Raw genomic sequence first — 13685 nt, 5'->3', positions numbered from 1 at the left:
CGGCCTGGCTAAACGGGTGCAAAGTTCATGGCCTTGCGGCGTTGCTGCAATGAAATGTTCCTGAAAAAGTGAAAAGCCGCCGTTGCGCCCGCTGTCATTGCGAGCCAAGCGAAGCAATCGGTCCCGGGCAGGGCACAACTCTTCTCCCAACAGCAAACCAAACCGACCTAGGGCGTGGCAGAACGATGTAGCGCGGTGTAGCGCGGACTTTGGCTACGCCGACCTGCGGTTGTAGTCCGCGTCCCCGGATAGTAATGTCTGACCTAGGGATGCAGCGCGTGTAGCGCGGGCTTCAGCCCGCGTTGGCCAGCACGAAATCAATAGGGCGAAACCGCGCGAAACCGTCGTTCACGCAAACGCGGGCTAAAGCCCGCGCTACCTGCAACGATTGATTTTACTATCTGTGGACGCGAACTTGCAGAGTCCGCGCTACAGCAGGCAACCTTTTTCGCTTAGTGCTAGCTGAACGGTTGTACTCGGCCCAGGACCGATTGCCTCGTCGTGCCTCCTCGCAATGACAGCGGCGGGGAGCGGCTACTGCTCTTCCTTGCGGATGGTCAGAATAAACAGCACCAGCAGCCAGAAGGCCGTGCCGCCCAGGCCCCACCACGTAACGGCCGGTAAGCCGCGGTAATAGGGCATTTGGCCGGCCGGGTAATTGCCCAGCAACGACAAACCCGAAAACAGCAGAAACGCCACCGCCAGCAGCGTAATAATGGTGCGCGATACCAGCTTTTCGGCCGTGCTAAGCAGTGGTGCGTAGCCCGAAAGCTGCGCCTGCACCCGCAAATCGCCTTTGGAGAGCTTGCGCACAATCTGGCGCAAATCGGTGGGCAGCGTGTACATGAGAGCCAGCAGCTGCTGGCCGGTGTACTGCAGCTCGGCGCCGATGTTGCTCATGGAGTACTGCTCCATAATCAGCCGGCGGCCGTAGGGGCGCACAAACTCGAAGGTGTTGAAGGCCGGGTGCAGCACCTTGCCAATGCCTTCCAAGATTACCAACGCCCGCAGAATCAGGAACACCGAACCGGGCACCTGCAGCTTGTAGCGATAAATAACGCCTTGCAGGCGCTCGGCCAGGGCGCTCATGCTCATCTCCTTCACATCGAGGCCCGTGAAGTCGTCGATGAGCTGCTGCAGCTCGGCCTCGAAGGTGCGCATGTCGCGGATATCGGAGGTGAGGGCCAGGCGCCGGAAGTTGAGCGCCATGCCGCGGGCATCTTGCTGGCCCATGCTGATGAACACGCCCGCAAACGCGTACTTCTGCTGCTTGGTAAGGCGGCCCACCATGCCAAAGTCGATGAGCACGATGCTGCCATCGGGGCGCACCAGCACGTTGCCGGGGTGCGGATCGGCGTGGAATATCCCGAACTCGAAAATCTGCGTCAGGTAGATGTCCATGCCGGTTTCGGCCACCGTGGCGGGGTCAAGGTTCCAGCGCAGCAGCTGCTCTTTGTCGGTAATTTTGCAGCCGCTGATAAACTCAATCACCAGCACGCGGGCCGTGCTTAGCGCGCGGTGCGGCTCGGGCACGTAAAACGTGTGGTACTCGGCGTAGAGCTTGCGAAACTGCTCCATGGCCCGCGCTTCGGAGGTGTAGTCGAGCTCCTGCATCATGCTGCGCTCAAAGGCCTCCACAATGTCCTGCGGGTTGCTGATGCCTTGGCGGCGCAGGTAGCCGCCCGTCAGGCGAACCAGCTCGCGCAGCAAACTCAGGTCCGTCGTGATTTTGTCGCGGGCATCGGGGCGCTGCACCTTCACCACCACTTCCTGCCCATCGAGCAGGCGGGCGCGGTGCACCTGCCCAATAGAGGCCGAACCCAGGGGCACGTCGTCGAACTCGCTGAACACTTCCTCGATGGGACGGCCCAGCTCCTGCGCCACAATCTGGCGGGCCACGGCGCTATCAAAGGGCGGCACGCTGCTCTGCAGCTTGGCAAACTCATCAACCAAGGGCTGGGGCAGCAAATCGGCGCGGTTGCTGAGCACCTGCGCCAGCTTGATAAACGTGGGGCCCAACTCCTCGATAACCATGCGCACCCGCTCCCAACGCGACATCTCGAACACCGACTGCGAGCCGTGGTGCCAGCTGCGGCGCTGCCGCTCGGGCACCAGCCGCCGCAAGGCCGTGGTGGTTACGGCGTCCTCAAAGCCATAGCGCAGCAGCACCTCCACCACTTGGCGAATGCGACCGAGGTTGGTTATCGTGTTTTTGAACATTGCGGCCAAAATCGGAAAAAATCGGGCGCGGCGCAGGCCCCTTGCCTAAAAGAAAGCCCCGCCGACCTAGGGCCGGCGGGGCTGTGCAAATACGTTCCGGACGTTAAGCGTTGTCGGAAGCAGCAGCGGTACTGCCCGTAGCGGCCGAGGCGCCCGATTTTTTAGCCGAGCTGCTTTTGCTACCGCCCGTTGCGGCTTTTTTAGCCGGAGCCGCAGCCGTGGCGCTATCGGCCTTTTTGGCAGTGGTGCTCTTGGTTTTGCTGGCCGTGGCGGTGCCCGAAGCTTTGGTAGCGGCGCCCCCGGCTTTGCTACCGTTGCCTTTTACGGCTTTCTTCAGCTCTTCCACATCCGAGTTCGAGGCTACGCCCATGCCCTTCATCACGCGCTTGGCAATGCTGTTGATCTGGGTTTCGAACTCCTTGCGCTTGGTGTCGGTGTTCTTTTGCAGCTCGTTCAGGATTTTCTGCCCCTCTTTCTGCGAGAGTTTGTTTTCCTGCACCAGTTGGTTGATCGTGTCCTGCACCCGGTCGTTGGTGCGCGAAACAAACCCAACGCCAGCGTAGATGAACTTCTTAAACAGGTCTTCCATGACTTGAGAAATGGTTGAGGTTAACTAAAACCGGCGCGGCTGGTGAGGCAAACCCAAAGTAGTATGCATGCCGACTACCTGTCACAAACCTACGAAAAGGTAAATATTCGCGGATGATTGAGCACCAATTTCTTGCATGATTTTTCTCAACCATTAACTCGGGTATTTGAAGCCAGTTAGGCCGCCGCTCTGGCCACCGGCCGAACGACTTTCGGCCGCCGTGCGCCTAGGTGCTTTGGGGCCAGCAGCTGCTCGGCAGCGGCCTGGGCACGCCACACGCCTTGCACAAAGCCAGCAGCCCGCTGCAAGGCCACTTTGGCCTCGGGCACGGTGCGCCAAAATAAGTGCCACCAGTGCACCAGCCCCTCGAAGGTTTGGAGGGTTACGGGAACACCGGCTGCACGCGCTTTGGCGGCCAAGGCCAGGGTATCGGGGTAGAGTAACTCGCCATCGGATACTTGCAGCAGCAACGGGGGCAAATCGTGCAGCTCGGCAAACAAGGGCGAGAGCATGGGGTGCGTAAGCGGCGTAGTGCCGGCATATTGCCGGCCCCAGGCTTTTATCTCGAGGGCCTCCACCAGCTTGGCCTCGTCGGGCAATTTGCCTGAGTTGTTGGCGGCACTACCCGGTATGGCTAGGTCGCTCCAGGGCGAAAGGCACAAGGCAGCTGCGGGCTGGGGCAAGCCGGCCTCGCGCAGGTACAGCATCAGCGCCAGCACCAAGCCGCCACCGGCCGAGTCGCCGGCCAGGATTACATCTTGCGGGCGGTAGCCTTGGCTAAGCAGCCAGTGCCAGGCGGCGGCGGCATCGTGCAAAGCAGCCGGAAAAGGATGCTCAGGCGCTTTGCGGTAATCGGCCGATAGGGCGCGTAGGCCGCAGTGCTGCGCTAAGGCGCCAATAAAACCCCGGTGCGTGTTGAGGGAGCCCATTACGTAGGCGCCGCCGTGCAGGTAGAGCAGCACGCGGCGGCAATCGGCGCCGTCGGGCTCAATCCACTCGGCTACCACGCCGGTAGTGCCCGTATCGGCCCGCTCGAAGTGCACGTTCCAGGGCATAAACTGCAGCAACGTGCTTAGCTCCAGGCCCAGGCGCAAGGTATTGATGGCAGGCCGCCGACGGGCAATGGGCCCGGCTGCGGCCGAAAGCAAGGTTTTGACCAGCTGATGCTGAAAGGAAGGCATGGTGGGGAAATGCAGGTAGGAAGCGCAGTGCGAGCGGAGCGGACAAGCCCGGGGCGCGGACTTGCATGCGAGGAGCTTAACTGACTACTATGTAACTCGGAACCGCGCTTGGGTACTCAAAAGCAAACGCTACGCTGAGTACGCAACCCGTTCGGGCGGAGTTGAAAATATAGCGTATTTTGAAGCTAATGCCAGCTCCTGCGTTCTTAGAAATTTTCTACTGACATAGCTCGCCCGCTTTGGCGTAGCTGCTACCGCTGGCCGGGCAGTTTCTGGCCGATGCGGTTTTTGTAGTATCCCCGGATAGCAATAGGTATCCAGCCCAGGATCGGTATAAAGAAATTGATAACAAACGGATTGCGCCACAGCAGCCGCAGCGTGGTACCAAACCCCGCGAGCCGCAGCCGAAACTGCTTGCGGCCGTTCTTGGAATATTGCCGTTCGAACTCGTGAAACAACATGGGCCAGAACGGCGGCAGGAAGAACGGGAAGTAGCGCCAGTTCTCTTTCATGCGCTGCCACAGCTCGCTTAGGCGGTAAGGCTGCTGGCCGTAGCGCGCCACGGCATCGTTGAGTTCCAGCTGCATTTGCTGCTGCACGCGCTCCGTCAGGACTACAAAGTCTTCGCGGGTAAGCTCCTCAAAGGGTTTATCAACCCAATCGGCGGGGCGCATGCGGCTGCCTAGCACAAAGGTGAGCTTGGCCGGAAAGGCCATGTAAAACATCCAGGGCTGCAGGATAATGCCGATGAGCAGCAGCGTGACGGGCAAAAACGGAATGCCGATTTTCTTGCTCAGGTGGTTAAGCCAATCCCAGCTATAAGCGCCGGGGTTGAGGTACTCGCCGTTGACGGTGGAAAACAGCACCAGATCGGTGTTGTGCTGAATGCTGAGGCGCACGATGCTGCTGGCGAGGCGCTGCAACTGGTACTTCCGGTTGAACCCCTTGCCGATGCCGGGTACCCCCTCGGGGTACAGCATCAGGTTGTGGTCGTTGTAGTACATCATCGTCTCGAAGTTCAGCGTGGTGGCATCCACGCAGCCGGCCCGCTTCCAGAAGTCGCGGAGCAGGAAGGGGTTCATCAGGGCCGATTGGCTGAGCAGCGGCGCCGACAGCGGCCGGGGCAAATCGGACTTGTGCGCTACCCGGCGGTAGAGGTGCGAGAGGGCCACGATGGCATCCCAGGGGAAAGCCATGCCCGAGTGGTTGGAGCAGAAAATGAGCGGCCGGTGCGGGTTGTTGCGCTCGGGGTAGTGCTCCTCAAAGCCCACCAGCTCGGAGCGGAACCACACCCGGTCGAGCAGCTGCAGGATGTTTTCGTCGAGGGCGCGAACGAAGTCCGGGTCGTAATGATCGTGGTAGATGCGCTGATTGGCCCGGATGGCTGCCGAGCTAGGCGGCTGGGTAGAGGCGGCAGAAACGGTGGCCGAGGACATCGGGGCGGGGGCACTACGAAGCTGGTGGAAGCCCCCGAAGGCGCCGGGGTTGAACCCAAGATACGCGTTTGGCCGATTCGTGGTCATGGTGCCTTAAATCTGCCGTTTCAGGGTAATGCGCGCCACGTAGATTTCGCCGTCGGGCCGGCGCAGAAACAGGATCAGCTCGCGGCCATCGGCCGAGTGCAGCAGGCGGCTGAGCTGCGTGAGCGAAAACGACTCGGCCGGGGCCAGGTTAAGCGACAAAATCTCGTCGCGCGGCTTTATGTTGGCGTTGTCGGCCGGCGAGCCGGGCTCCACGCGCTGCACCACGTAGCGGCGGTACTGCGGCCCGGTGGCCAGCAGCTCCAGGCCGCACATATCGTGCTCAAACGGGTCGCGGTACAGGCCGTTTGGCTTCAGCCACAGCTTGTTGTGCGGGTAATCGATGATGACGTTGAAACGCTTGAGCAGCTCGAAACCCACGTTGCCGTTGCGGGGCACGTTCACTTTGGCCTGCACGGCCTTGTCGTCGGGGAAAGAGGTGATAAGCGAATTGACGTAGTAGCGGCCCAGCTGCAGGCCCTGCACGCGCCCCAGGTAGCCGTGCACATCGCCGCTGAGGCCGCGCCCCAGGTGCGTGCGCAGGCGCTTGGGCGGCAGGGTAAGGCGGGCATCGGAGCTGGTTTCGATGGAAAGCGCGTGGCCGGCGCCGGTATCCAGAATCAGCTTGAGGGGCATGCGCACCGAGTCGTTGAGGGCCACCTCGGTGTTGATGTACGATTTATCGCCTTCGATATCGAGGGGCAGGTGCGTCCAGCGGCGGCCGCGCGGCGCCCGGAAACGGGTAGGGTCGTGCAGGATGAGCACTTGCTCCTCGGCATCCACCTCCACCACAAAGCTGCGGAAGACATCGGCCCCCAAAATGCCGTGAATAGGCTGGCCCACGTAGCTCGAGAGGTCGAAAACATCGTCGGAGAGCAGCAGAAAGGAAATGCTGGGCGACGAGGCTTTGTCGCCCAGCTGCACGCGCACGCTATCGGTCTGAAAGGCTACCAACGGGGCCTCCTCGCCTACCCCGGCCACCAAAAAGCGCTGGCCCAGGCGTAAATCGAGCGAATCGCGCAGGCCGGGGTCGGTTATCAGCGAGGTGCCCACGCCCGTATCGAGCATGAAGTAGTAGGGCCCGCGGCCGTTGAGCATTACGGGCACCACAATAAGGTTGCGCTGCAGCGTAAACGGCAGGCGGCACCTGGTGCTTTTGCTCTGCGTGAGCTTAAACAACGTGGTTTGTGCCGCGCCGGCCCTAGGTGCCCAGGCCGCTACAACCACCCCTGCCAACCAGGCCAGCACCCAAAGCCGCACGCGGCCAAGCAACGGACAACGACACGGGCTTGACGAGGCCATGGGGCTGAAGAATTGGGGCGTAATAAGATACAAAATATTCCGCCCCGCAACCACATGTTTTAGCGGGGCTCCTCCCAGCTACCCAAGGGGTTGTAGTGCAAATAGCCGCCTGCTACCTGCAGCGGGCTGCGCACGTTGTTGTGGTACAACTGCCCGGTGCCCAGGCCCTGAGCAAAATCGGCCATGGGGTACTGGGCCGTGTATTGGCTGATGGCGTTCAGGCCTACGTTGGATTCCAGCGCCGAGGTCATCCACCAGCCAATGTTGCGGTGAGTGGCCTCGGCAATCCATTGGCCCGCAGCACCCAGGCCGCCGAGCAGCGTGGGCTTGAGCACCACGTAGGCCGGTTGCACCTGCTCCAGCAACCGGCGCTGCTGCCCTAGGTCGGTTACGCCGATCAGCTCTTCGTCGAGGGCGATGGGCACGGGCGAGGTGCGGCATAGCTCGGCCAGGGCCTGCCACTGCCCGGCTTTTATGGGCTGCTCGATGGAGTGCAACCCGAACGCGGCCAACTGCTCGAGCTTGCGTTGGGCATCGGGCAGGGCAAAGGCACCGTTGGCATCCACGCGCAGCACCAGCTCGGCGGGGCTGGCCACCTCCCGAATGCTGCGCAGCAGGGCCAGCTCGGTATCAAAGTCGATGCCGCCGATTTTCATTTTCAGGCAGCGGTAGCCCTCGCCGAGTTTTTTCCGGATTTGCTCCTGCATAAACGCGGCGTCGCCCATCCAAACCAAGCCGTTGATGGGTACGCCCGCTTCGCCGCGGCTAAAGGCATTATCGAATAATTGGTGGCGGCCGCCGCCCTGGTAATCGAGCAGGGCCGTTTCGAGGCCGAAGCGCAGCGCAGGCCATTCGGGCTCTACCAGCTCCTGCCAGTTGGCCGGTACCTCGGCAAGCCCTAGGTGGTTGAACTCCTCGCACAGCCGTTGCAGGCGGCCTTCAAAGTCGAGGCGGTGGTCGGGGCTGAGTCCGGCCAGCGGAGCCGCCTCGCCTATGCCTTCAACTCCTGAGTCGTCATCGGAAAGGTGCAGGTACCAGGCTACGTGCTCGGTAAGCGCGCCGCGCGAGGTGCGGGCCGGAAAGTTGAAGCGCAACGCACGGTGCGAGTATCGTAGCTGTAGGGGCATGCGGAGTGGGCGAATGTGGGTGGCTCAAAAGTAGGATGGCTTGGTGCAGCGGGCAAAGGGCCTCACCCCCCCGGCCCCCTCTCCGTAGAGAGGGGGAGCCAGGCGTCAGCAACGATTTCGTTCAACGATTGCGGCGGCTGCGGCTGGCGCCTTCGCCGCCGCCCCGGTGTAGCGCGGAAATCCGTTCGCTGCGCCGACCTTCGGTTCTGCGACGCGCTGAAGGCGCGTATCTGAAACCGCGCATTACGGACATACGCGCCTTCGGGCGCGTCGCGGAACGGATTTCCGCGCTACACGCCCTAGGTGCCGGAAACGCGGCGGGGCCGCCGAACCCAAAGTTCGGCGGCCCCGCAATCGTTGCTGATGTTGCTGACGTCCGCGCCGCCGTGGCTCCCCCTCTCTACGGAGAGGGGGCCGGGGGGTGAGGCACCACTAAGGCCCTTTTAATCAATCACCGGCCCCGTGGTGGCCTCCGGGTCGCGATTGATAGGCGAACCGGGCTGGTTGTCCTCGGTGGCACGGCCCTGGGCTTGGTTGTTGGCCACGCCACCCAGGGCATCGGCCGGCACGTCGAGGTCTTCGCCGCGCTGCAGTTTTTCGCGCTCCAGGGCTTCCACCAACGAGTCGTTGATTTGGTCGCTCATGCCGCTGCTGCTCTGGCTGCCGGGCGTGTTCTGTTCAATTTTATCCTCGCGCAGGTTGTGTTGCGAGTTGGGTTGCTGTTGCTCTGCCATGATTAATCGGGAGTGTGGTTGAACATCGGGTGCTGATGAGCATACGCCAATCCGGAACCCATCGGTTACACAACTGCCCCTGCAAGCGGGGCCTGCAGGGGCAGTGGGCAATTATTGCCGGTAGGCACCTAGGGCTTAGCCGTTGCGGCGGTTGCCGCTGGTGGCGTTCTGGTCGCTTTGCGTACCCATGCCGCTGCCGGTGTCGCCACCGCTGCGGCTTTCGCCGCCTTTCTGCGAGGGGCTGGTGCCAAAGTTGCCGGGGCGGCTCTGGTTCTGGCCTTCGCCTTCGCGGTTCTGGCCCATGCCGCTCGTCATGGTGGTGTTTACCTGGTCTTCGAGGTCGTCGCCGCGGTCGGCGCCCACGTGCATCTGGCTCGGAATGCCCGACACCCCGCTCTGAATGGAGCTGTTCTGGTCGGTAGAGCCCATGTGCTGCGCCTGGTCCGACGACTGGATGCTTTGCTTATCGCCCTGGTTTTGCGGGGCGTTCGGGTCGTTCTGGCTGCGTTTGCCTTGCTGATTATTAGCCATGGGAAATGCGGTTAGGTGATGGTTGTGAGTCACAAATACGGCCCCAAAGCCCAGCGCTGCTGCGGCCGATTGCCGCAGCTACCACCTAGGCGGGCGCCGCACCAACGGCGGCCCAAAGCGGGGCAGCCACCGGCCTTGCGGCGGGCTTTTGTGTACGCCCGCCCCCGCCTCGGGTTGAGTTTTGCCAAGTATTTTCTGGATATATTTATCCACTAATACATACTACAAACCAGATATTTATCCCCAACAATCCGCCCGTAATTCGCTTACGTATCAGGCCGCCGTTGGCCGTATTCCCGTAGCTAGCCCACGTTTCCTGTTCCTGCAGCCTATGTCTTCCGTTGCCGCTTCAGCCCCTCCCGCGGTTAGTGCCGCTGCCACCGTTGCCGAACGCTACGCCGCCGTGCGCGCCCAAACCGAGGCGCTGTGCCGCCCCTTGCTGCCCGAAGACACCGTGGTGCAGCCCATTATCGATGTGAGCCCGCCCAAGTGGCACCTGGCCCACACCACGTGGTTTTTCGAAACGTTTCTGCTGAAGGAGCACTTGCCCGGCTACCGCGTGTACCACCCGCAGTACGCCTACTTGTTCAACTCGTACTACAACTCGCTGGGGTCGCGCGTAAACCGCGCCGACCGCGGCACCCTGTCGCGCCCGCCTTTGGCTGATGTGTACGCCTACCGCGCCTACGTCGACGAGCACATGCAGCAGCTGCTGGCGCCGTACCCCACCGTGGCCGATGCCCCCTTTGCCGAAGTGCTGGAGCTGGGCCTGCAGCACGAGCAGCAGCACCAGGAGTTGCTCGTTACCGACATCAAATACATCCTCAGCACCAACCCGCTGGCGCCCTCCTACTGGGGCGAGCCGAACGCAGTGCTGCCCGCAACGGTGGCCGCCCCGGCTCCGGCGTGGCTGCCAGTACCCGGCGGCCTAGGCACCATCGGTTACCAGCCCGAAGCCGGCGACCCTCCCGGCTTTTGCTTTGATAACGAGCTAGCGGCGCACGCGGTGTACGTGGAGGCTTTTCAGATGCAAAACCGCCTGGTTACCAACGCCGAATACCTGCAGTTTGTGGAGGCCGGCGGCTACCGTGATTTCCGGTACTGGCTGGGCGAAGGCTGGGATTTGGTGCAGCAGCAAGGCTGGCAGGCGCCGCTGTACTGGGTGGAGCAGCCCAATGGCAGCTGGCACCGCTTTACGCACCACGGCCTGCAGCCCCTCGACCCGGCCGCACCCGTTACGCACGTCAGCTTTTACGAGGCCGATGCCTACGCGCATTGGGCCGGGGCGCGCCTGCCCACCGAGCAGGAGTGGGAGCTGGCGGCGCGGCACTTTGCGCCCGATGGTGGGGCGGCTCAGTTTCTGGAAAGCAACCGCTTCGACCCAACGCCCGTGCCCGCCTCCGCCGACCCCACGCAGTGCCACCAGCTGCTCGGCGACTGTTGGGAGTGGACGTACTCGGCCTACCACCCCTACCCCGGCTATCAGAAAGCGCCCGGCGCCCTGGGCGAGTACAACGGCAAGTTCATGATCAACCAGATGGTGCTGCGCGGTGGCTCGTGCGCTACGCCCGCAAGCCACATTCGGCTGAGCTACCGCAACTTCTTCCATCCCGATAAGCGCTGGCAGTACACCGGCATCCGGCTGGTGCGGTAGGGTTCTCGTTGTTCGTTATTGGTTGTTCGTTTTTCGTTTTCGGCTTTTCTGCATTTATGTCTGCACCTATTTCTTCTGTTTCCGGCCCGGCCGCCAGCCCGTTGGCTGCTGATGCTTCAGCCGTAACCCAAGCGCAACCAGCGTTGCACAACGACAAACCCGAGTCGGAAAGCGAACAACGGACAACAAACAACGAAAACCGAGCAACGAACAATGAACTAGCGCAGCACGTGCTCGAGGGCCTCAGCAAACCGCAGCGGGCGTTGTCGTCGATGTATTTCTACGACGAGGCCGGGAGCCGCTTGTTCCAGCAGATCATGGAGCTGCCGGAGTATTACCCCACCCGCACCGAGTTTCAGCTGCTTACCCGACACCGCGAAGCTATTTGCACGGCTTTAACCCCGGAAAACGAGGACGCTTTTCACTTGCTGGAGCTCGGCGCCGGTGACGGGTTGAAAACTAAAATTCTGCTGCGCCAATTGCTCGATACGGGCACAAATGTCGTCTATGCGCCCGTCGACATTTCGGCTTCGGCCCTGGAGGGCTTAGCCAGCAGCCTGCGCCACGAAATGCCCGCGCTGCAGGTGCAACCGTTGGTGGCGGAATACGCGGCAGCCCTGACCCAGATGCGCACGCAGGCAGGCCGCAAAGCGGTGCTGTTCCTGGGTTCCAACATCGGCAACTTTCATCCCGAGGCCCGGCAGCAGTTCCTGCGTGCGCTCAGCAGCCAGCTCACCCCCAACGACCGCCTGCTCATCGGGTTCGATTTGCAAAAAAACCCGCGCCAGATCCGCGCCGCCTACGACGACGCCCAAGGCGTAACGGCCGCGTTCAACCTGAACCTGCTCACGCGCCTCAACCGCGAGCTGGGCGCCGATTTCGACCTAGGGCAGTGGGAGCATTTTACCGACTACGACCCGCAGGTGGGCGTTATCCGCTCGTACCTCGTGAGCCGCCGGGCGCAGCAGGTGCACGTGGCGGCCCTAGGTCGCAGCTTTGCATTTGCCGCCTGGGAGACGATCCATACCGAAAACTCCTACAAGTTCACGCTGCCACAAATTGAGGCCCTAGGTGCCGCCGCGGGGTTGGCGGTGCAGCAGGTGTTCACCGACGAGCAACAGTGGTTTGCCGACGTGCTCTTCGCGCCGCAGGGCTAACTGCGCGCAGTAGCGCGGGCTTGGCTACGCCTTCCTGCGGTTCAGCCCGCGTTGGCCTGAACGGTTGGTCCTGCACGGTTTCGCCCTAAGATTTCGTTCAGGCCAACGCGGGCTAAAGCCCGCGCTACATTCCGGCTTAGTCGTTCCCGCACTGCTAACGCCGCCCCAACCAATTGCGTAGCTGCTGCCCGGCCCGCTCGCCACCTAGGGAGCCGGCCGGGTGGTTACCTTTGTGGTTCGCTTACTCGCTTTGGTTATGGCTCTGACTTCGTTGCGCCCGCACATCCGCCCCACTCTGCTGCTTGCTTACCCCGTAATGCTCAGCCAGTTGGGCCACGTGCTCGTGAATGTGGTCGACAGCATGGTGGTGGGCCACACCGGCACGGTGCCGCTGGCGGCGGTTTCGTTGGGCGTAAGCGTTACCACTTTGCTGATGGTGCTGGGTATGGGCCTTTCGATGGGCATTACGCCCCTGGTAGCGGCCGCCGATGGCCAGCGCGACATTGCCCGCCTGGGCCAGCTGCTTACGGGCGGCGTAATCATGAGCACGGTTGCGGGAGTAGCGTTGGCCGGCTTGGGCTGGCTGATTACGCCATTGCTGAAGTACCTGAACCAACCAGCCGAGGTGGTGGCGCTGGCCGCGCCGTGGGTGCGCGTCATGTTCCTGTCGCTCATTCCGCTGATGGTGTTTCAGGGTTTCCGGCAGTTTGCCGAAGGCCTGGGCCTCACGCGCCAGGCCATGATACTGTCGGTACTGGCCAACGTGATAAATGCCGTGCTGTGCTACGCTTTCGTGTACGGCCGCCTGGGCGCCCCCAACCTCGGCATGATGGGCGCCGCCTGGGCCACCCTCATTGCTCGCGTAATTATGGCCGCGCTCATGGCGGCGTATGTGCTGCGCGCCGGGCGCCTGCGCCCCTACCGCGAGGCCATCGTCAGCTGGCAGCCCGAGTGGCACATTCAGCGCCGGCTGCTCGATATCGGCTTGCCCATTGGGGCGCATTTGGTGTTTGAGGTAGGCGCGTTCAGCGTTTCGGCCATCATGGCGGGCTGGTTGGGCGCCAGCACGCAGGCCGCCCACCAAATTGCCATCAACGTAGCCTCGGTAACGTTTATGGCCGTGAGCGGCGTAGCCACGGCGGCCACCATTCGGGTGGGCAACCTGCGCGGCATCGGCGACCTGGCCGGGGCACGCCGGGCGGGCTTCACGGCCTACCTGCTCACTTTCCTGTTCATGGCAACGTGCGGGCTGCTGCTGGTGGTGGCCCGTCATTACGTCCCGCTTTTCTACAATTCCGACCCGGCCGTGGTGGCCCAAGCGGCTAGTCTGCTGCTGATTGCGGCCTTGTTCCAGATTTCCGATGGCCTGCAAGTGGTGGGCCTGGGTGCCTTGCGCGGGCTCGAAGACGTGAAGGTGCCTTCGCTGGTGGCCCTGCTTTCCTACTGGGTGCTGGCGCTGCCGCTCAGCTACGTGCTCGGCTTTTGGCTCGATTGGGGCGCGCAGGGCGTTTGGGTGGGCCTGCTGGTGGGCCTTTCGTCGGTAGCTGCTATCTTATTACGCCGCTTCGCCCGCGAAACGCAAGCTGCTCCCGTGGCCGGTTCGGCAATGAACGAAAGTGCCGTGCTCGCGCGTTAGCGCGGCAGTACGTAGCTTCGCTTTCCTAGGTTTC

At 62.4% G+C, this 13685-nt stretch carries 11 protein-coding genes; 3 read left to right on the top strand and 8 right to left on the bottom strand.

The genetic code is table 11. The features are described from left to right. Window positions 1-534 precede the first annotated feature (534 nt). The 8 genes from OIS50_RS02080 to OIS50_RS02045 form a co-directional block, all read right to left on the bottom strand. Window positions 535-2220 carry an ABC1 kinase family protein gene (locus OIS50_RS02080; protein ID WP_264692672.1) on the bottom strand — a complete coding sequence of 562 codons (1686 nt, stop codon included), beginning with the start codon at window positions 2218-2220 and terminating at the stop codon, window positions 535-537. A gap of 103 nt (window positions 2221-2323) precedes the next feature. Next, the gene (locus OIS50_RS02075; RefSeq protein WP_264692671.1) at window positions 2324-2809 is read right to left on the bottom strand and encodes a phasin family protein; all 486 of its coding nucleotides are present in this window, start codon (window positions 2807-2809) and stop codon (window positions 2324-2326) included. A 176-nt stretch (window positions 2810-2985) separates the two neighbouring features. Beyond that, entirely contained in the window at window positions 2986-3990 is a 1005-nt protein-coding gene (locus OIS50_RS02070) for an alpha/beta hydrolase (protein ID WP_264692670.1), read from the bottom strand. Between the two features lie 251 nt (window positions 3991-4241). Next, a complete protein-coding gene (locus tag OIS50_RS02065; RefSeq protein WP_264692669.1) occupies window positions 4242-5426 on the bottom strand; it encodes a lysophospholipid acyltransferase family protein in 1185 nt (394 codons plus the stop codon). Between the two features lie 93 nt (window positions 5427-5519). Beyond that, window positions 5520-6812, bottom strand: a complete 1293-nt coding sequence (locus tag OIS50_RS02060; RefSeq protein ID WP_264692668.1) for an aspartyl protease family protein — start codon at window positions 6810-6812, stop codon at window positions 5520-5522. A gap of 59 nt (window positions 6813-6871) precedes the next feature. Further along, complete coding sequence (locus OIS50_RS02055) at window positions 6872-7939, bottom strand: o-succinylbenzoate synthase (protein ID WP_264692667.1); 1068 nt, start codon at window positions 7937-7939, stop codon at window positions 6872-6874. A gap of 443 nt (window positions 7940-8382) precedes the next feature. Further along, on the bottom strand, window positions 8383-8673 hold the full coding sequence (locus OIS50_RS02050) for a hypothetical protein (protein ID WP_264692666.1): 291 nt from the start codon (window positions 8671-8673) through the stop codon (window positions 8383-8385). Window positions 8674-8808: 135 nt separating this feature from the next. After that, on the bottom strand, window positions 8809-9204 hold the full coding sequence (locus tag OIS50_RS02045) for a hypothetical protein (protein ID WP_264692665.1): 396 nt from the start codon (window positions 9202-9204) through the stop codon (window positions 8809-8811). A gap of 331 nt (window positions 9205-9535) precedes the next feature. On the opposite strand from OIS50_RS02045, the gene egtB reads away from it, so the two are divergent. The 3 genes from egtB to OIS50_RS02030 all read left to right on the top strand — a co-directional run bounded on the left by egtB (window position 9536) and on the right by OIS50_RS02030 (window position 13651). After that, on the top strand, window positions 9536-10858 hold the full coding sequence (egtB, locus tag OIS50_RS02040) for an ergothioneine biosynthesis protein EgtB (protein ID WP_264692664.1): 1323 nt from the start codon (window positions 9536-9538) through the stop codon (window positions 10856-10858). Window positions 10859-10914: 56 nt separating this feature from the next. Continuing rightward, window positions 10915-12015 (top strand): L-histidine N(alpha)-methyltransferase, encoded by a 1101-nt coding sequence (gene egtD / locus OIS50_RS02035; protein ID WP_264692663.1) that lies wholly within the window; start codon window positions 10915-10917, stop codon window positions 12013-12015. Between the two features lie 256 nt (window positions 12016-12271). Further along, window positions 12272-13651 carry an MATE family efflux transporter gene (locus tag OIS50_RS02030; protein ID WP_264692662.1) on the top strand — a complete coding sequence of 460 codons (1380 nt, stop codon included), beginning with the start codon at window positions 12272-12274 and terminating at the stop codon, window positions 13649-13651. The last annotated feature ends 34 nt before the right edge of the window (window positions 13652-13685 follow it).

This window comes from Hymenobacter sp. YIM 151858-1, assembly GCF_025979705.1.
Classification (GTDB): domain Bacteria; phylum Bacteroidota; class Bacteroidia; order Cytophagales; family Hymenobacteraceae; genus Solirubrum.
Note: the sequence above shows the minus strand (reverse complement) of the source record. Positions and strands in the feature narration are given on the sequence as shown.

What these genes read in the sequence shown, in the direction of transcription:
- OIS50_RS02080 (WP_264692672.1), bottom strand. Translation starts at nt 2,220, where the DNA reads ATGTTCAAAAACACGATAACCAACCTCGGTCGCATTCGCCAAGTGGTG.
- OIS50_RS02060 (WP_264692668.1), bottom strand. Translation starts at nt 6,812, where the DNA reads ATGGCCTCGTCAAGCCCGTGTCGTTGTCCGTTGCTTGGCCGCGTGCGG.
- OIS50_RS02050 (WP_264692666.1), bottom strand. Translation starts at nt 8,673, where the DNA reads ATGGCAGAGCAACAGCAACCCAACTCGCAACACAACCTGCGCGAGGAT.
- egtB (WP_264692664.1), top strand. Translation starts at nt 9,536, where the DNA reads ATGTCTTCCGTTGCCGCTTCAGCCCCTCCCGCGGTTAGTGCCGCTGCC.
- OIS50_RS02030 (WP_264692662.1), top strand. Translation starts at nt 12,272, where the DNA reads ATGGCTCTGACTTCGTTGCGCCCGCACATCCGCCCCACTCTGCTGCTT.
- egtD (WP_264692663.1), top strand. Translation starts at nt 10,915, where the DNA reads ATGTCTGCACCTATTTCTTCTGTTTCCGGCCCGGCCGCCAGCCCGTTG.
- OIS50_RS02070 (WP_264692670.1), bottom strand. Translation starts at nt 3,990, where the DNA reads ATGCCTTCCTTTCAGCATCAGCTGGTCAAAACCTTGCTTTCGGCCGCA.
- OIS50_RS02045 (WP_264692665.1), bottom strand. Translation starts at nt 9,204, where the DNA reads ATGGCTAATAATCAGCAAGGCAAACGCAGCCAGAACGACCCGAACGCC.
- OIS50_RS02055 (WP_264692667.1), bottom strand. Translation starts at nt 7,939, where the DNA reads ATGCCCCTACAGCTACGATACTCGCACCGTGCGTTGCGCTTCAACTTT.
- OIS50_RS02065 (WP_264692669.1), bottom strand. Translation starts at nt 5,426, where the DNA reads ATGTCCTCGGCCACCGTTTCTGCCGCCTCTACCCAGCCGCCTAGCTCG.
- OIS50_RS02075 (WP_264692671.1), bottom strand. Translation starts at nt 2,809, where the DNA reads ATGGAAGACCTGTTTAAGAAGTTCATCTACGCTGGCGTTGGGTTTGTT.